General features: G+C 40.4%; 17 protein-coding genes and 2 pseudogenes. 12 read left to right on the plus strand and 7 right to left on the minus strand.

Translation table 11 applies throughout. The features are described from left to right. The first annotated feature begins 18 nt into the window (after positions 1-18). From ORQ98_RS15665 to ORQ98_RS15675, 3 genes are all read left to right on the plus strand, one after another. Positions 19-570: a riboflavin biosynthesis intermediates N-glycosidase gene (locus tag ORQ98_RS15665; protein WP_274689747.1), complete on the plus strand. Its 552-nt coding sequence runs from the start codon at positions 19-21 to the stop codon at positions 568-570. 48 nt (positions 571-618) lie between these two features. Then, positions 619-1,044, plus strand: coding sequence for a hypothetical protein (locus ORQ98_RS15670; protein WP_274689748.1), 426 nt, complete (start codon positions 619-621; stop codon positions 1,042-1,044). 257 nt (positions 1,045-1,301) lie between these two features. Continuing rightward, complete coding sequence (locus ORQ98_RS15675; protein ID WP_274689749.1) at positions 1,302-1,697, plus strand: methyltransferase family protein; 396 nt, start codon at positions 1,302-1,304, stop codon at positions 1,695-1,697. A gap of 47 nt (positions 1,698-1,744) precedes the next feature. On the opposite strand, the gene ORQ98_RS29515 is transcribed toward ORQ98_RS15675, so the two are convergent. The 5 genes and pseudogenes from ORQ98_RS29515 to ORQ98_RS15695 form a co-directional block, all read right to left on the minus strand. Further along, positions 1,745-2,113, minus strand: a complete 369-nt coding sequence (locus tag ORQ98_RS29515; RefSeq protein WP_342455207.1) for a mechanosensitive ion channel family protein — start codon at positions 2,111-2,113, stop codon at positions 1,745-1,747. After that, positions 2,096-3,052 (minus strand): annotated as a pseudogene (locus tag ORQ98_RS29520) (mechanosensitive ion channel family protein); the annotation flags it as partial. The pseudogene ORQ98_RS29520 and the gene ORQ98_RS29515, both read right to left, overlap by 18 nt. A gap of 68 nt (positions 3,053-3,120) precedes the next feature. Next, entirely contained in the window at positions 3,121-3,438 is a 318-nt protein-coding gene (locus ORQ98_RS15685; protein WP_274689809.1) for a cation:proton antiporter regulatory subunit, read from the minus strand. A 60-nt stretch (positions 3,439-3,498) separates the two neighbouring features. Next, a pseudogene (locus tag ORQ98_RS15690) lies at positions 3,499-3,696 on the minus strand (ATP-grasp domain-containing protein); the annotation flags it as partial. Between the two features lie 98 nt (positions 3,697-3,794). After that, on the minus strand, positions 3,795-4,448 hold the full coding sequence (locus ORQ98_RS15695) for a RimK family alpha-L-glutamate ligase (protein WP_274689750.1): 654 nt from the start codon (positions 4,446-4,448) through the stop codon (positions 3,795-3,797). 317 nt (positions 4,449-4,765) lie between these two features. Between ORQ98_RS15695 and ORQ98_RS15700 the strand changes: the two genes are divergently transcribed. From ORQ98_RS15700 to ORQ98_RS15725, 6 genes are all read left to right on the plus strand, one after another. Further along, complete coding sequence (locus ORQ98_RS15700; protein ID WP_274689751.1) at positions 4,766-5,623, plus strand: alpha/beta fold hydrolase; 858 nt, start codon at positions 4,766-4,768, stop codon at positions 5,621-5,623. A 107-nt stretch (positions 5,624-5,730) separates the two neighbouring features. Next, positions 5,731-6,186, plus strand: a complete 456-nt coding sequence (locus ORQ98_RS15705; protein WP_274689752.1) for a DUF5680 domain-containing protein — start codon at positions 5,731-5,733, stop codon at positions 6,184-6,186. 108 nt (positions 6,187-6,294) lie between these two features. After that, on the plus strand, positions 6,295-7,056 hold the full coding sequence (locus ORQ98_RS15710) for a substrate-binding periplasmic protein (RefSeq protein WP_274689753.1): 762 nt from the start codon (positions 6,295-6,297) through the stop codon (positions 7,054-7,056). A gap of 227 nt (positions 7,057-7,283) precedes the next feature. Next, complete coding sequence (locus tag ORQ98_RS15715; RefSeq protein ID WP_274689754.1) at positions 7,284-8,054, plus strand: substrate-binding periplasmic protein; 771 nt, start codon at positions 7,284-7,286, stop codon at positions 8,052-8,054. A gap of 34 nt (positions 8,055-8,088) precedes the next feature. After that, positions 8,089-8,907 carry a substrate-binding periplasmic protein gene (locus tag ORQ98_RS15720; RefSeq protein ID WP_274689755.1) on the plus strand — a complete coding sequence of 273 codons (819 nt, stop codon included), beginning with the start codon at positions 8,089-8,091 and terminating at the stop codon, positions 8,905-8,907. 64 nt (positions 8,908-8,971) lie between these two features. After that, positions 8,972-10,642: a methyl-accepting chemotaxis protein gene (locus tag ORQ98_RS15725; RefSeq protein ID WP_274689756.1), complete on the plus strand. Its 1,671-nt coding sequence runs from the start codon at positions 8,972-8,974 to the stop codon at positions 10,640-10,642. 256 nt (positions 10,643-10,898) lie between these two features. Here the strand turns inward: ORQ98_RS15725 and ORQ98_RS15730 are convergent, their stop codons facing one another. Beyond that, complete coding sequence (locus tag ORQ98_RS15730; RefSeq protein WP_274689757.1) at positions 10,899-11,861, minus strand: LysR family transcriptional regulator; 963 nt, start codon at positions 11,859-11,861, stop codon at positions 10,899-10,901. Positions 11,862-12,054: 193 nt separating this feature from the next. On the opposite strand from ORQ98_RS15730, the gene ORQ98_RS15735 reads away from it, so the two are divergent. The 3 genes from ORQ98_RS15735 to ORQ98_RS15745 all read left to right on the plus strand — a co-directional run bounded on the left by ORQ98_RS15735 (position 12,055) and on the right by ORQ98_RS15745 (position 15,152). Further along, positions 12,055-13,260, plus strand: a complete 1,206-nt coding sequence (locus tag ORQ98_RS15735; RefSeq protein ID WP_274689758.1) for a multidrug effflux MFS transporter — start codon at positions 12,055-12,057, stop codon at positions 13,258-13,260. A gap of 105 nt (positions 13,261-13,365) precedes the next feature. Continuing rightward, the gene (locus tag ORQ98_RS15740; protein ID WP_274689759.1) at positions 13,366-14,208 is read left to right on the plus strand and encodes a substrate-binding periplasmic protein; all 843 of its coding nucleotides are present in this window, start codon (positions 13,366-13,368) and stop codon (positions 14,206-14,208) included. Positions 14,209-14,339: 131 nt separating this feature from the next. After that, positions 14,340-15,152, plus strand: coding sequence for a hypothetical protein (locus ORQ98_RS15745; protein WP_274689760.1), 813 nt, complete (start codon positions 14,340-14,342; stop codon positions 15,150-15,152). 29 nt (positions 15,153-15,181) lie between these two features. Here ORQ98_RS15745 and ORQ98_RS15750 read toward each other — a convergent pair whose 3' ends face one another. After that, positions 15,182-17,500 (minus strand): hypothetical protein, encoded by a 2,319-nt coding sequence (locus tag ORQ98_RS15750; protein WP_274689761.1) that lies wholly within the window; start codon positions 17,498-17,500, stop codon positions 15,182-15,184. Between the last annotated feature and the right edge of the window lie 68 nt (positions 17,501-17,568).

Here is a 17,568-nt window from a genome sequence, read left to right on the forward strand (position 1 = left end):
AAAAGAGCGTGTAGAAAATTGAAAATTAGAAGCACAGAAGAATTAGCAAATTATGTCAATCGTGGTAATAAAGTGAAGTACATATGTTTTTGGGGGCATCAAAAACATAAAGATGCTGTCTCAAAATCATGCTTTAGCCAGTGGTATGACTCGCCTTTCGAAAAAGAAGGAAACTATTTTCTAACAGCTGAGCATTACATGATGTATCGCAAGGCGTTGTTGTTTAATGACGCTAAGGCCGCAGAAAGACTGTTAGCTGCTAGTAATCCAGGAGAAGCTAAAGCAATAGGGCGTGAAGTTAAAGGTTTTGAGCAATCACTGTGGGATGCTCATCGTTTTGAAATAGTTGTATCTGGTAACTTGGCAAAATTTAGTAGTAACAGCGATCTTAAAGAATTCTTGCTCAATACAGGTAAACGAGTGCTCGTAGAAGCTAGCCCAGTAGATAAAATATGGGGTATAGGGTTGGCTGAAGAAAATCCAGCTTGTAAAAATCCTAACTTATGGAAAGGGCTTAATTTATTGGGATTTGCGTTAATGGAGGTTCGCGATCAACTTTTGATAAAATGAGTTGTAGCTAATAAACCGTAAATAGAGTTTGTGCTGTTATGGAGTGATATGGAAAACATATTTATTGAAGAAAGGGCTGTTAGTCTTAAAGGTAATGAATTATTAGAGGTAAAAAAAGAGCTGGTAAGTTCCTTATCAGAATTTCTATCTCTTAAACTTGAAATTATTAACCCTAAGGATGTTTGTTCTATACATAGTACGGCGATAATGACTAATCAAGGATGTTCAGCTTATGAGCTAGCTTGGCAAGGCCTTATCAGTACCACCAATTATAGATCAGATGGTAAACTAGAATATGGTGCTTTTTTATTTCCTATTATCGGTAATACAAGAGTTAGTGCTTTGAGACTTGATAACCAGCAGCAATATTATGACTATGCTTATCGATATATACGGTTAAAAAATGATGGTAATTGGTATGATATAGGGTGGCAAGTTGATGAATTTGAAGAGTTTGAAAATTGGTATGTATAGCCAAAGCGAATGGTTTTTAGGGGCGGCCGTCGAGCGATGAAGTCCCATGAGTTTATGTTTTAATAAATGATTGGGGTGAAGGCAGTTAAATGCTCCTGCATAAACTGCATTCCCACCATCCTTGGTGGTCAGCGATGGTAACAAAACCCTTGTGCCCTAGGGGTATAAAAATCATTCGAGATGGGTATAGAGAGGTTACTTTGAACCTAGAACTTAAAATTCCCCCTTTGCTATTAATGATCATATTTGCAGTGCTCATGTATATAGTTGATACACTTTTTCCCAGTGCTGGATTGACAGGTCATTATCTAGTGGCGCTTGTGTTAGCTATGACTGGTATTTTCTTTATTATTGCAGGGGTACTATATTTCTATCAAGCAAAAACGACGGTAAACCCAATCACACCGGAAGATAGCTCCAGCCTGGTTACTCATGGTATCTATCGTATTACCCGAAGCCCGATGTATGTTGGGTTTGCGATGCTTCTAGTTGGTTGGTCTGTTTTGCTCTCTAATGTATATTCACTGTTATTAGTCTTCGGATTTATTTGCTATTTAAATCGGTATCAGATTAAGCCAGAAGAGCAGGCGTTGGAAAACTTATTTGGTGAAAAATACCTTGCATATAAAAAGCGTGTCAGTAGGTGGCTTTAGGTAATATTTTGTTGTTTAATATCGATTAAAGAATAGCTTTAAATAACCTATCGCCAATTATCACTCAGTATCCGTACTTCACGCTGGGGAAATGGTATTTCAATACCATTTTTCTGGAGGGTTTCGAGAATAATTAGTAGTAGATCGCCACCTACTCGATTGCGGCCGTCGTCAATTCCTTCCATCCAGAATTCAACAAACATATTGATACCAGAGTCACCAAAACTATCGATTTCGCAATCAGGGCGTTCTTCAAAGGGGATATTATCTCCACTGATCACCTGAGGGTGTTCTGCTTCAGCCGTCTTCACTAGCTCGACCATATGACGGACATCGGTTTTATAGGCAACTGAAAAGTCTACACGGTAACGCTGCTTAGTATTTTTGTGAGTCCAGTTGGTGAATGAGCTAGTAATAAATTTTTCATTGGGCACGACGATGTCTTTTCCATCGAAGGTTTACAATGTGGTTGAGCGCATATTCAACTGGGTAACAACACCGGTTCTGCCGTCTTCTAACTCTATATAATCACCGACGGAGACTGAACGATCCAGCAGTATAATGACACCGGAAATAAAATTAGACGCGATTGCTTGTAGTCCAAAGCCCAAACCAACGCCAACTGCACCACCAAATACTGCCAGAGCTGTAAGGTTAATACCCATCACCTGTAGCATTAGCAGGAAGATGATGAAGAAAAGAGCAATTTCGAAAAGTTTGGCCAGCACTTCACGCGTGCGAAAATCTAATGATTGTTGTTTACGGATCAGGGTCTGACCTGTGGAGTTAGACACTCGTCCCAGCCAAAATAATAGTGAGCCAAAAAGAATAACTCTCACTAAACCGTAGGCTGACAAACTGATATTTCCGACTTTAATAGCAATGGACTCAAGCACCAGAATAATATCATCTAAAACACCAACTAAATGTAGGAATAAAATGGGTAGACCAATCCAGCGGAATATCTGTGCTACGAGTTTATGAGTGATCACCAAGCTTACGAATGAGTTGTATAGCAACAATATTGCAGCAGTTAAGGCGAGCTGCATTACCCAGCCGTCTTCCAGTATGAGCTGACTGAACTCTAACGCCAAGCGCAATAGTAATATTGCAAATAATGGAAATAATAGTTTCCCAAAGCGGAAAAATAGATCATGAATGGGGAAGCTTTCAGGCGGGGTTGGCCTCTGCTTAAAGATAGGGATTTGTTTGCGAAGTTGGCTGGCAAGCATATAAGCCAGCGTATAGATCAGAATAATTACGGCAATTTCGCTATAGGTTTCAATTTGCGAGACTGTAGCAATAACGTTATTTAGGGTACTATTGATTAAGGCCAATAAGGCTTCTTGGTTCATGCCACCTTACCTTTTTTAGTACCCTTATGTAGAATCCTATTTTTAGTGAATTATCTATCCAATACAGTTTATCCTGCTTGCTGATGATGAACCTCTTCGGCAATTTCCAAGGCTTCCTTGGGTAACTTTTTGGGCTTGGCTTTTTGTTTGCGTTGGTTCTTTATTGGGATCATTGAGCGCATTGACTCCAATTTGCCGAAACACAGCAACTTGTCGTCTGCCTCAAGTTGACGACTGGATTTTGGGTTGGGAATGACTTTATTGCCCCGATATAGGGTCAGCACGTTAATATCCTGCTCAGGTAAGCCAGACTCTGATATGGTTTGGCCGATATATTGTGAGCCCTCTGGAATATAAAGTTCACTCACTCCGTAGCCTTTGCTCACGGTTAGGCGTTGGCGTATGTCAATCTCTGGGAAGTCGACCTGGGCAGATATATAGTCAATAATCGAACCTGCTATATCCAGCTTGGTACAGGTTTCAATTCCCTCCAGACCAGGGGAAGAGTTGACCTCCATTATTTGAGGCCCATCGGTGCCTTCAAGCATATCGACACCTGCTACCTGTAATCCCATAATTTGTGCAGCACGAACGGCTGCTTCTTTATACTGGTCATTCAATTCAACCGCTTCGGTAATTCCGCCACGGTGGACGTTATAGCTAGAAAATCATAAAGTGACATAGTCGATTCGCTCAATAAACAGGCTGTATCTGAGGGTAGAGGCATTCTATTTATGCCACATTATAGATTTCCAGCTATACTACGGAATTCCTGTCCTTGAGCGACTCGGCGCATGGCAGCCACAACCTGGTTACCTACAACGAAGGCACGAATATCCTTACCTTTGCTCTCTGCAACAAATTTTTGCACAAGTACGTTTTGTTTCTGACTCTGTAGTAATTCAATGAGCGCCTCAGCAGATTTAGTGCTTTCTGCCAATAAGACACCAATGCCTTGAGTACCCTCAATCAGCTTAATAATGACAGGTGCATTACCTACCCGTGAAATGGCTGGCAACACATCCTTTTTATCGCGCACATAGTTGGTTTTTGGAATGCCGATGTGATGTCGACTTAGCAGCTGAAGGCTGCGGAGTTTATCCCGTGAGTTAAGGATGCCGTGAGCTGTATTTGCACAGAAAACGTTCATCTCCTGAAACTGTCGTACAACAGCTGTACCAAAATAGGTGATGGAGGCTCCAATACGTGGAAGTACGGCATCAATGTCACTTAATTCCCGTTGTTTGTAGTAGAGACTGGGTGAGCCTCTCTCCAGGTCAATCGCAAATTTCAATGTGTTCATCACTTTAACATGATGTCCACGATCCAAAGCTGATTCTTTCAGTCGACGGGTGCTATAGCATTTGGGCCCACAAGAGAGGATGGCAAGATTCATTAAAATATCCAAGGTAATTGTTTTCTTTTAAGCCTTGTATATTCTGCTGAAAATGCAAGCACAACTCCTTAACAATAGGGCTTGTCATCTAACTGTCAACTGGGCAGCAGTTTTAATACCTATTTAAGATATCTTACAGACTCAAGCTGTCTTTTAGTAAGCTGGGGATAGAAATTGTTTGCAGATTATACAGCCAATATTGCCTGGTTCTGGTTTTAAATAAATCAATCTTAATGTAATCTGGCGTCATAAAAATAATGACGCTAGGCTGATTGGCCTATGTGTGGTGTAATAAGTACAAAATATAAATGAGTATTATGAGTAACCAGTTGTCAAGCAAACCTGTTTCAATGGATTTTAATAATGGTAACGGAATAGCCGCACACTTTTATCATGCCAATGGTTTTCCTCTGGAGATATATAGCGGGCTATTGACTAAATTAAGTCAACACCTCAATTTAAGTGCGTTGGCATTACGGCCTACATGGCCGAATATAGGTTTGCCTCCTAAACAAAGGAGCTGGCAGATATATGCAGATGATTTAATTGATTTTCTTGAAAGACAGAATAAAGGTCCAGTCATAGGCATTGGGCACTCAATGGGAGCTACTTGTACCGTTTTGGCAGCTAAAAAACGACCAGACCTTTTTAAATCACTTGTCTTGATTGAGCCTGCAATGGTCTCATCTGCAGTGGCTTTGCTTGTTCGTATTTTCCCTAAAGCTTTTGTGAATTTATTTAATCCAGCAAAAAATGCCTTAAAAAAGCCTGATAAATGGGATAGTCGACAAGCATTTCTTTCCTACTGTAAACAGTTTAGAGGGTATAAACGTTTTGATGATGAGATGTTTAGTTTATTGGCTAAATACGGTGTCACTGAAACAAGAAACGGTCAATACCAGCTCAGTTTTCCAAAAATATGGGAAGCCCATAATTATACGCAACCGCCTAATCTTATGACGAGTCTTGAAAAGCTTAAAATGCCCTGTATTGCAATACGAGGGAAGCCATCTATTTTTGTCACTGAGTCCATTTGGCAAGAGTGGCGAAGTCGCTGTCCGCACTTTTTATTCAAGGAAAATCTAGACTATGGCCATTTATTTCCACTTGAAAACCCCTCAGCATGTTATGATATTCTTTCAGAAGCGTTAACTGAATTATCATTAATGGGCTAAAAAGTTGTCACACAAATTAAAAGTTTGTGTCTGGTGGAATACTTGGATGAAGATGCTAACTTTAAAAGGTTGACTGAAATAGGAACTGGCTAACCCAGGGATAACATATGGATCATGATGGACTAGTGGCATTTTTACGATCAGCAAAAAGTACCGGTTATCAATGGATTGGGGGTAATGAAGGCCAGCCTTGTCGTGACCAAAGTCGACAGTTCCTGTATACCGAAGGTGATTATCATTACCGTGACCATTATTTTGGTTATCGCCAGTTTGGTGGGGAAGAAGTCGTTTGGTTAAATCAACAACCTATATGGCAAATGCTGTATTTTGGTAACATTAGCCTACCTCAGGCCTGTGAGCCTGTCTTTACTTTTTTGCAGAAAGCGCTGCAACAGCCAGATGCCAACCTTCCTTTACGTGGCCCCAAACAGTTCAGCCAAGAGCCGTGGCAGTATCAGCTAACGGTGGAAGGAACATTGCAGCAGTTCCAAGGTATTGAACAAGTATCGCATGATGGCCAGTTGGTTTATCAGCTACGACTGATTGGAGGCTGCCTCAAGTAACCTAGCCGTAGTAAAGGGTATACCGCTAAAATTATGTCAGTTTTGTTGTCAGATCATAAAACCAGGTCTAACTTGTTCATAATATAACTGATTATTTTGGTTACCCTTATGAGGTGGAAAGCACTATTCATTGGGATTTTGACTTTACAGCTGGGCGTACTGAACTCAGTGGGCTTTGCGGGCGCTAACACATTATTAGTGGTGACTGAAGACTTTCCACCGTTTCAATTCCCAACCCCTGAGGGTGAGGTGTCAGGAATGGCCACAGAAGTGGTCAAAGAAGTGCTGGCTAAGGCGGGCATTAAAGCAGAAATACGTTTGTATCCCTGGGCCAGGGCTTATAAATTAGCTCTCAAAGAAACTAATGTACTCATTTACTCAATTGCCAGAACCCGAGATCGTGAGCATCATTTTAAATGGATAGGCACTATTACCCCTTATAGTGTTTATTTATGGAAGTTGGCGTCCCGGGATGATATTCAATTACAAACATTGGAAGATGCCAAACAGTTCATCATCGGTGGAGTAACCAATGATGTTAAACAAGATTATCTGGTTAACCATGGGTTTGATGTAGGGGAGCAAGTCATGTTAACCAACAGTGATACCTTGAATTTAAAAAAACTTACGAAAGGACGCATCGACTTAACGCCGTTTGATGAAGTTGCATTTGCTCATACTGCCAGGCAGTTAGGCTTTAAGATGGCCAATTATAAGCGGGCATTTTATTTAGAAGAATTATCTTCTGAGCTTTACATGGCAATGAGTATTTTAACCCCAGATGACCTGGTTTATAACTTAAGACGTGCCTTAGACAAAGTGAAAGACTCTGGTCGCTATGATGAAATTAAACAAAAATACTTAAAATAGTCAGTCATTTCTCTTTGCTTATAATATATACCTATTATGAAACGCCGTTATTCCTGTTGATTGCGAGATTCAAATCGTGTTAACAGGCCCTAGCTTTTTTATAATACAAAGATATATCGCTATAGGAAACATAAAAAAACAGTTAACTATAAAAAAATATAAATAAAGACTAGATAGCTTTTACACTGTTACTAATAACTTTCAATCAATGAGAGGAGTAGTATCAAATGCTTGTCAGTCGCTTAAAAACGATGTTATTGATGGGGTTGCTGTTATTGGGCAATCACGTTAATAGTGAAGGGTTAGAGAAACTGACTTTTATTACGGAGTCATATCCTCCCTATAATTTTGAAAATGCAGGTATATTAAGAGGTATTTCAGTTGATTTATTAGTGGCTGCTAGCCAAAAAGTGAACCAACCTGTTACTCGCAGTAAAATAAAGCTTTACCCTTGGGCCAGAGGGTATCGTAATGCTGTTGATGGTCCAAATATTGTGCTGTTTGCAACTACCCGTACAGAAGAGAGAGAACCTCTCTTTAAGTGGGCTGGCCCTATTACAGCTACTCGCATTGTATTATTAGCCCCCAAAGCGAACAATATTACCATTAATTCACCTGCAGACTTAAAAAAATATAAAATCGCGGCTATTCGTGATGATGTGGGTGAGCAATTGGTTGTCGCGTTAGGTATTGAGAAAGGTAAAATCAAGTCTTCAGCAAATGCTGACTCTGTTGTTAAAAAGCTAGCGAGCAATAAAGTAGATATGTGGGCCTATGAAGAGAACGTTGCCCGCTGGTTTATCAAGAAAAATAATTTAAATAATGATGACTATGCTACCGTATATGTTTTGAAGGAGGGAGAGCTATATTACGCCTTTAGTAAAGATGTGCCAGATACGGTAGTGGCTTCTATCCAAGAAGGTATTGATAAAGTCAAAGCAGCGCCTGGTAAAGTAGGAAAAACCTTATATGATGATATTATGAGTGAATATATGTAGTTTACTCCATAGCGGTTATAATGAGGGGTAGATAATGGGGCTACTCCTTTTAAACTCTATAATGAAAAGCTTAGCTTTATTGCTACTATTGTTTGGTGGTTACATTGGAGGGGGTACCGTAGTAGCTGAAGAAACAGTTGATTTAATAAAGAAAAGATTTTCCAAGTTAACTTTTATTACAGAAGCCTATCCACCCTATAACTTTGTTGAAGAGGGACTTCTAAGAGGGATTGCAGTAGACTTATTGATTGCAGCCATTCAACTACAAAGCATCACCTTAAAACGCAAAAATATTAAAATTTATCCTTGGGCGCGTGGCTATCAAAAACTATTAAAAGGCCCTAATATTATTTTGTTTAGTACCACACGAACTGCCGCTAGAGAAAGTCTATTCAAATGGGCGGGACCTATTTCGCCAACTCGTATTGTACTAATTGCAGCTAAGACCAGGAAAATTAAGATAACATCAAAACTAGACACCCATAATTATATTATTGGTGGTATTCGTGATGATGTAGGTGAGCAGTTAGTGTTAGCAACGGGTTATCCTCGTAATAAATTTATATCTCAAGCCAACGCTAACTCCATTGTGAATATGCTAGCCAAGCAAAGAATAGACCTATGGGCATATGAAGAGTATGTTGGCAACTGGTTTATCAAACAGAATAAACTAGGTGTAGAGGACTTTGAAACGGTATTTTTATTGAAAGAGGCGCATCTCTATTTTGCTTTTAGTAAAGATGTCGATAATAATTTAGTTAACCTATTGCAACAAGGTATTGATAAAGTGAAAAAAATATCTGGCACTGTGGGGGAAACTTTATATCAAGATATATTGGCTCGTTATATGTAGGTGTGATGAGCGACTTTTTATTATATAGCTAAAGACGTATGCCCAACTTGAGGGTAATTATTATATGATTGGTTTTATCAAAAAGCTATCAATTAAAGCGAAGATTAATGGCAACTCATTCGTTCTATTAGCAGTGCTGGTGATTAATGCTGCGTTTGCCATTTACTCTATGAATAAAATAGGGAGTGAACTACACACTATCGTCGCAGAAGACTTGCCGTTAAATGAACATTTAACCCTGGCGACTGAAAGTCAACTGGAGCAGACGATTCACTTAGAGCGTGGTATACGTTATGGGCAGCAAAATAAACAGAGTGAAGCCAATGGTGAGTTAACGCAGTTCAATAAATATGGCAGCCAGTTTAAAAAAGAAATGAAAGCCAGTCATCAGATCATTGATACCGCTATAGCACAAGCACATGATCAAGACCATGTAAAAAAATTCAATGAAACCAAACAGCAGCTGTTAAAAATTGAGAAAGAGTATGTTGAATATGAAAAGCATAGCCATGAGGTATTTAGCAAATTAACGGCAGGTAAAGCCAGTGAGATTACATCATTAACCGAAAAACTTGAACATGAAAGTGATCAGCTAGCCAAAGAGTTAACAGCTTTATTAGGAGATGTTGAGCACTTTATTCTTGAGGCAGGGCAACGGGCTGAAGCGCATGAACAAGTGGCATTAAAAGTATTATTAGGCTTGACTGTACTGTCGATAATCATTTGTGGCTTCACTAGTATGACAGTGTCAAACTTTGTGTCAAAACGGCTAAAAAATGCAACACAAGGGCTAGAGTTTATTGCACAAGGCGATCTTACTCAAACAGGCGATACTGATAGTCAGGATGAGTTACAACAATCCATTCAGAAAATGCGTAATAACTTGTTAGATATTATAAGCCAAATTAATAACACATCAGTAACGTTGTCGACAAATACAGAAAAATTGTCGTCATTTTCCAGGGAGGCCAGCAGTAATACCCAGCAACAGCAGCTTGAAATAGATCAAATAACAACGGCAATGAATGAAATCAGTGCTACTTTACAAGAGGTTGCTGAAAATATAAATAGTACTTCGGTGGCTGCTAATAGTGCTAACATAGAAACGAAAAAAGGCCGAGAGGTTGTTGAAAATACCGTACAAGGTATTCAACAACTGGCGGATCAAGTTGATAATGCAGCCAGTGTTATTACCCAAGTGGAACAGGACAGTGAGAATATCAATACGGTACTTGAAGTCATTAAAGCCATTGCAGAACAAACCAATTTATTAGCGCTAAACGCGGCTATAGAAGCGGCCCGAGCAGGTGAACAGGGACGGGGGTTTGCAGTAGTGGCTGATGAAGTTCGTTCATTGGCTGGTCGAACCCAGGAATCCACTAAAGAAATTAATCAAATTATTGAAAAGCTTCAAATAGGTTCTAGAGATGCAGTTACTGTCATTAAGCAAGGTCATCAGCAGGTAGAAACAGTTGTTGAGCAGGCGAAAGTGGCAGGGCAGTCTTTACAAACCATTGAAGAATCGGTTTCTAATATTGACCAAATGTGCAGCCAGTTTGCTACAGCGACTGAAGAGCAGTTGGCGGTAATGAACGAAATTAATGTCAACATTACTCGGGTTAATGACTCTGCTGTCAGTAACTCAGGTACTGCTAAACAAATTACCTCATTTGCTTCAGAGTTGGTTAATATAACTTCAAACCTGAAGAGTATTGTAAATAAATTTAAAGTTTGAAATTGAGCATCGCCTATATCTTTAAGGTTCTATACACACATTTAAATGGGAATTTGCATATCCCGTAAGCTATCGGGGTAAATACTTTGACTTTAAAAAATACTAGGGCGAGTGAAGGCGTGGGCATAATGCTGTGTTGGTTCTGTTGGGTGATAATATTGTGCTACTAAGAGTAGTTGAAAAAATTAAAATGGAGGGAAAGCCCATAGAGTACTGGGCTTTATAAATTTTATGGTGGCTTGATGGCGTGTTTAGCTCAACAAGCCTCTGATAATTCAGGGTTAATATATTCTACCAACATTTGTCGTAACCATTGATGCCCAGGGTCTTCATCAAATCGTTCGTGCCAGGTAAGCAGGTAGGTAATGGTTGGTAATTCCAGCGGTAATGGAAGTTCTACCAGCGGATAGTGCTGTTTTGCATAGGTGGCAAATTGCTTGGGGCCCGTAAAAATCAGATCGCTATGTTGAATAATAGTCAGTGCTGCTTGAAACTCTGGCACTTTGGCGGCAATTATTCGCTCATACCCCTGGTCAGCCAAAATAAAATCCAGCATCCATTTATATTTTCCTTCGCAGTAAGCTTGGACATGGCCTAATTTAAGGTAAGTTTTTAGACTCCAACGGGATTTTTTGGATAAGACTGGATGGCCACGGCGTACCAAACAAACCATATAATCATCGGTTAATGGCTGGCTGTGTAAATTGGTGGGTAACTCGACGGTGCTTTTCCACGGCACATTACTGACATTTTCTTTCACTGTTATACCCAGCTCAATTTGGCCTTGGGTTAACATGTGGGCGGACTGTGCATTCCAAGGTCGATAGTCCAATTCAATATTAGGTGCTTTTGATAAGAGTGGCCCAAAGTAGCTGGGTAAAAATAATTGATAAGCACTATCAATACTGGTCAGAGTAAAGTGGCGCCTGCTTATATTTGGATTAAAACTGGGTGGATCAAGTAGTTTGGAAACATGTTGTAAGGCTGTCTGTAACGGATCTCTCAGTTGTTCTGCATGAGGGGTAGGCAGCATTCCATGGGCATTGCGAACCAATAAAGGATCTTGAAACACGTCTCTTAATCGAGCAAGGGTTTTACTCATTGCTGATTGGGACAAATGCAGTCGTTCAGCTGCTCGGGTACAGCTTTGTTCCTCTAGCAAAACCTGTAAGCTGACAAGCAGGTTAAGGTCAATTCGGGCTAGGCTTTCAACTTTCATTATGATATTCCGTTGGGTCATTATAGTTCTGAATTTGTTTCTCTTGAGTCCATATCATAAATTAGCTAAGTTGCTCTTATCAATTATGGGTCTATCTCTTCATTACAGGGGGAGTTAGCATTGTGACTGTGTGTGGTCCCCCCTGATTTTTTTCATTATTCAATATCCGTCGTGTAGTAGTGAGGTATTGCTTTTGAATAATGCCAAGAAAAATACTCCTGGTATTTTATTTTTAGTGCTGATCACATTGGTACTGTTTTCTCCAGTAGGCATTGATATTTATTTACCTGCCGTGCCTGACTTGATTGATTACTTTAATGCAGAACAACATCAAGTACAAAATACAATTACAGTATTTTTATTATCAATGGGGCTAGGTCAACTCATCATAGGACCTTTGGCTGACCATTGGGGACGTCGAAATATTGCGTTGGTAGGTATTGTACTCTATGGCGTGAGTAGTTGGTTAGCGGTATTTGCTGAGTCAATAACAGAGTTGATGTGGGTTCGTGCCATTCAAGGGGCTGCTGCCTGCTGTACTTCAGTTGCTGCCTTTGCAGTAGTGAGAGACTGTTTTTCAGGGCAACAAAGTGCCACGGTTTATAGTTATATGTTAGGGGCGATTAATTTAGCTCCGGCCTTGGCACCGATATTGGGTAGTGCATTAATTGCTCTGTGGGGTTGGCAAGCTTGTTTTTATGCGCTCGCAATTTACGCATTGGTTGTAGTCGTGTTGGTCAATCATGGTTTTGTAGAAACGAAGCCTGAGTTTTCTGAGCCTATCCGGCATGTATTAAGCAATTTTTGGCGAATTATCAGCCATCATGGCTTTCAATACTACAGTTGCTGTTGTTTGGCTGCTATGACCATGATTATCGCCTATGTCACTTGGTCGCCGGTTGTGTTGATTAAACAGGCGGGCTTTTCTCAGCTGGCTTATGCTGCATTGTTTGCTTTGAATGCGTTATGGATTTTGATAACCAGCGTTGTTGCCCCAGGGCTTATTCGAAAAATAGGGCCACAGCGTTGTACTCAACTAGGGCTTTTATGGATGGCAGTGGCGGGTGGATTAATGTTAGCGAGCTATTTCTTTGGCTGGTCATTAGCTGTCAGCTTAATGCTGCCCGTTGGTATTGCTAGTGTGGGGTTTGCTTTAGTTTTGGGCTCTGCTACCAGCTTGGCACTAAGCCCTTTTGCGGAATGTGCAGGCACCGCTGCAGCTATGTTGGGTTGTGTACAGATGGTGGGCGCTTCGTTATTAGTAACAGCAATGACTCAACTCGCGATACCTCCACTGATATTACTGGCTGCTGTCATGCTACTGGGAGGAATTCCACTATTGTGTTACCGCTATAGAAACCCAGCAGCAATGGATACGGTTGTGAGTTCGGTTGGGTAAAGAGATTTCGTTAATTTAGACCATCCTATCACTTAGGCATTATATGCTGAGCGCTACGCTGTCTACAATTAAATAATTGGGACAATCTAACGAAGTAGTGAGCTGATGACTAAAAGCTTTATTTTTAGGCTGTTTTTAACCCCTTTATTGACAAGCACAGTGTTACGGCGGCAGGTATTAGGAGCAGGACTATTACTCATAAGCTTCCAAGCAGCAAGCGGAGAGTGCCCTAAATCCTCTTATGTGATGGCCTGGTCCGAGATGCCGCCTTATATGTTGATTGATTCAGAAGGGAAGATAACTGGATTAGATATTCAATTTATTCAAGCGGTTTTTAAACAGCTGAATTGCCCATTAAAGCTGGCACGGTTACCTTGGAAACGTTCGCTTTATGAAGTACAAAAAGGTCGGGTAGATTTTTTAGGGTTGGCTTCTTTAGTAGCGGAACGACAACAATTTGCCTATTACTCAACCCCCTATCGGCTTGAGCAGGTGCGCATAGCTATTCGTAAAGGTGAAGCAGAACGTTGGCATATCACATCACTTGAACAATTAGCTGAGCTGAATATGCGATTGAATGTCCAGCTGGGTGCCTGGTATGGACCTGCTTATGCGCAGGCAATCCAACAAGAGGGATTTAAGCAGTTAGTCCGTGAGGATACGGAAAACGATAAGCAGGTGCTGCGGCTGATCAATAATCGAGCTGATGGTGTGTTCAATGATGTATTATATTTTGATCACTTTGTAATGAAGTATCAGCAAGCAGGTAAAATTGAGTTACTGCCTTTTGTAGTACATGATAACCCTGTGCATTTTATTTTTAGTAAAGCCAGTATTAGTCAAGAAAGTTTTAATAAAATTAATGAAGTAATAAAAGCAGTTAAAAAAACCCCTTTTTATCATCAATTGTATAAACAGTCTGTGGTATCTGACGTAGTAGTCGATTAAGACTATTTCTGATGTAAATAATGATATACAGCAAATGTTGTTTGATTTTACTTTAATTAATCTTGTCATAGTCATTTTTCACTTGTTATGATTGGCGCTGTTCTGAATGGTGATGGCGCTAGGAAACGACTATGATGGAAGGGGTTGCTTTAGCCCAGGAAAGGGCGTCACTATCTAGAGCTCGATGGGAGCCTGGCAATAAGCCTGACCCTTTTTGCTCAGATAATCGACAGATATCGCATAAGTCATTTAATACGTTAGTAGCAGAATATGCGATTGAACAATTAGTTCCACAATTATGTGCTCAAGGCTTGCATATGCCAGCAAGCTTACAGGATGCTAGGCAGCTAGAACCTGTTGGGTTAGATCAACAACCGTTGATAAACTCTGTCGAACAATTAAATTATCTTGCGAAATTACATCATGCTAAAGTCAAGCTGGACTATGACAAGCTAGCTCGGCACCAGTGGTTACCTGAATATAATCCAATGTTGCTTGGTTATTTTAACCCGGCTAAACGACGCTTGCTGGCTGCCATGTTAGATAGCCTTTGTTATGATTTTCAGCATCTATTTAGACCTGTCAGTTTAATCGCAGGTGTTTATGAGACTACCCATTGGGGGCGTATGCCAACTGGGGAGCTGATGTTAGCTAATTTACAGCGAATTAGTTTAGGTAACCCTGCGCTGGATCTTGCGGGTACATTTGTTCATTTACCAACAGTAGATAACTGTTATCAAATGGCGCAAGCTTATTTACAGGTTAATCCACAGTTTAAACGAAATATAAATCAATTGACGGTTGATATTCTGGCTGCTGCTGTTTGGCTGAAGGTAGACAAGTGTCGTCTAGTATGCCTGGGTCTTGATGAGTTTTCAGTAACAGAAGAAACCTTTTATTTTGAGCAGGTGTCGCAATGGTTAGTTGCGTTAATGAATAAATAGTATGTTTGTTTTCAGGTTTGGAAGGCTGCTTATTGGCTACCATGAGACCCTGCATCGGAAGGTAATTTTACAATGAGTGCTGAGCCAGGTATTTCAACACTAAAGTTGCCAGTTAATTTTAAATAGTAGTCATCCGCTGGGGTGTAGTAGCGACGAGGGACAAGGGCAAATTGTGGGCCAAGGTTATAATTGGGTTTAATCGTGCGTTGTTGAAACCGTTGCCAGGCAGTAAAGGCACCTGCATTGTCAGATTCAGCCGCAACAGCTAAGGCTATTTGTAAGTTGGAAGGAAAACCTTCTGTGGAATAGCTATAGCCTAGCATTTGGCCAAGCTGTAAGTTTTCTTTTTGTTTTTCCACTTCTTCATTAAATGTATTAGCCAAAGGAACCATGGCAGGTGAGTCGCAGGCAGTTTGATTGAGATCAATTTGAGTGGTATTGAAAAAGGCTTCTTGATAGTTGTTGTATACCCGATACTTAATGGTAGTGCCTTCGGTATTGACAGTTTCCATTAATTTCAGGCCATTGGCTAATGCTGCAAAAAGCCAGCAGTAATTAGGGTTTAGCATACGCTGTAAGCTAAACCGGCTGCGTTGATTTAAAATAGGCGCAGCCTGCTGAAACCCTAATTCTTTTAAATAACCCACTGACCAGGTATGGAAATCATCCATCCAGGTCGACAGGCCAGTGCGTCTTTTATAAACCAGTGCATAATAACCAGTTCGTACTCCAAACCGATCAATGAGTTCTGCGGGAATATAACCAAGATGATTAATAATTTTACTGCTGTCTCGATCAGACTCCTGTTTCGCCACATAAAGGTTGTATAAATAGGTTAAATTGTTGTGCAACAGCTGGTTAAAATACACTTTTAATGCATGACTGTCCGGTGTGATATAGGCTGCTTGAGCGAGTGTCCTTAATGACCAGGCTTCTGCTCGGACTTGAGTTTCACGAAAAATACCTTGTTCAAGACGGCGATAATGGGGGTTATTATTTAATAAATTATAAGTTGCCCAAAACTGCAGTTCTTCTAATAAAAAATAGTCTCCTGACGTTAAATAAGAAAAGTAGCTAAACCCTGGCTGGTGCGCGGAATCTGGGTGTAAAGGGGTTTCGCACTGATGGCAAGCAGGAAAAGCTTCACTTTTATTAGTCTGTGGGTTAGTAAAGTCGCCTGGGGTACCATACAGACCTGCATAGGGCCAGTCATCAATCCGTAAAGGCAAACCGGTTCGTTTATCTCGATAATGGATGGGCCAACTGCCTGCCAAATAGGCAGTGCCATCTGTAGTCACTTTTGCACGTTTATCCATACTTAATAAATAAGCCGTTGCCCAACCCGGTAGTGGGCCGATATCAGGGCGACCACCGCCAAGTCCCATATAGGGTTCTGCGACACCACTTTGCATTAATTGCTGATTATTTTGATATTGCTTATAGAATCGCTGTAACAATGACTCATTAATGGTTAATGTTGGATCATATAAAGGGATGGCTTTGCTGTTCATTAGGTAATTGGGGTTAAAAACCAGATGGGTGTCTTCACCACCAACTAGAATTACTTTTTTATGCCAGCGAGCATGATGGTTGTGATTGAGGGTTTGCTGAAATAGCGTTTTATCTTTGTTGGTGATTGTAACTTGATATTGAAGATTTTTAGGGTTGGGCTGGTAAGCCCAATTATTTTCTAAGGTAATGCCTAGCACTACTTTTTTAAACTGTTGATAAACCCGTAATTGAAAATAAGCATGTAAATGAGGATGGGGTGAGCCATTGACGATAATCGGATATCGATAATGCCACTCCATAACCAGAGGACCAGCTAACCAGCGACGAAGTAACTCTCCTTGACTGAAAACCTGCGTTATTGGAATGGAGACATCCAAGTCATTTCCTTTAAGCTGGATACTGACATCACTGGTTAATTGATGGGGCAAGGGTGATGGTTGCCGAGAAGTAGTCGCTGTGGGTGAACTGACTAAAATGGCAGGTAATTGCTGTTGATTATTGAAAGGTAGTTTAACAGAAATAATGCCATGCCGTAGGCTACCATCAGGATGGAAGGCTTTTTGATCCAATTGGCTGGCTAGTAGCTGATTATTGACTTGTACATAAACTTGATCAAGTCGGCCTACATCACCAGGCTTAAAAATATGGCCGAAGCTGATATAGTCGGTATCGGTTACCCGCTTGGAACGAATAAATAAAACTTCACTAATTGGTTTTAAATTGGCAGTTGCAAATGCCTTGTCAGTATATGAAAAGAGAATGAGTAAGCCATTAACTAATAAACTGCACAGACAGGCAAAGGGTAGTGAGTTAAATAACCATCCGTAGAATTTCATCACTTAAAAACTTTTATAATTATATTATTTATTTGGGGTAGAGTAAGGGTTACATTTGAGTGTATAAA

This window comes from Spartinivicinus poritis (assembly GCF_028858535.1).
Taxonomy (GTDB): domain Bacteria; phylum Pseudomonadota; class Gammaproteobacteria; order Pseudomonadales; family Zooshikellaceae; genus Spartinivicinus; species Spartinivicinus poritis.

Coding starts and splice junctions, on each gene's coding strand:
- ORQ98_RS15695 (WP_274689750.1), bottom strand. CDS start 4,448: ATGAATCTTGCCATCCTCTCTTGTGGGCCCAAATGCTATAGCACCCGT.
- ORQ98_RS15725 (WP_274689756.1), top strand. CDS start 8,972: ATGATTGGTTTTATCAAAAAGCTATCAATTAAAGCGAAGATTAATGGC.
- ORQ98_RS15710 (WP_274689753.1), top strand. CDS start 6,295: ATGAGGTGGAAAGCACTATTCATTGGGATTTTGACTTTACAGCTGGGC.
- ORQ98_RS15730 (WP_274689757.1), bottom strand. CDS start 11,861: ATGAAAGTTGAAAGCCTAGCCCGAATTGACCTTAACCTGCTTGTCAGC.
- ORQ98_RS15700 (WP_274689751.1), top strand. CDS start 4,766: ATGAGTAACCAGTTGTCAAGCAAACCTGTTTCAATGGATTTTAATAAT.
- ORQ98_RS15720 (WP_274689755.1), top strand. CDS start 8,089: ATGGGGCTACTCCTTTTAAACTCTATAATGAAAAGCTTAGCTTTATTG.
- ORQ98_RS15675 (WP_274689749.1), top strand. CDS start 1,302: ATGTATATAGTTGATACACTTTTTCCCAGTGCTGGATTGACAGGTCAT.
- ORQ98_RS15750 (WP_274689761.1), bottom strand. CDS start 17,500: ATGAAATTCTACGGATGGTTATTTAACTCACTACCCTTTGCCTGTCTG.
- ORQ98_RS15745 (WP_274689760.1), top strand. CDS start 14,340: ATGATGGAAGGGGTTGCTTTAGCCCAGGAAAGGGCGTCACTATCTAGA.
- ORQ98_RS15670 (WP_274689748.1), top strand. CDS start 619: ATGGAAAACATATTTATTGAAGAAAGGGCTGTTAGTCTTAAAGGTAAT.
- ORQ98_RS15740 (WP_274689759.1), top strand. CDS start 13,366: ATGACTAAAAGCTTTATTTTTAGGCTGTTTTTAACCCCTTTATTGACA.
- ORQ98_RS15715 (WP_274689754.1), top strand. CDS start 7,284: ATGCTTGTCAGTCGCTTAAAAACGATGTTATTGATGGGGTTGCTGTTA.
- ORQ98_RS15705 (WP_274689752.1), top strand. CDS start 5,731: ATGGATCATGATGGACTAGTGGCATTTTTACGATCAGCAAAAAGTACC.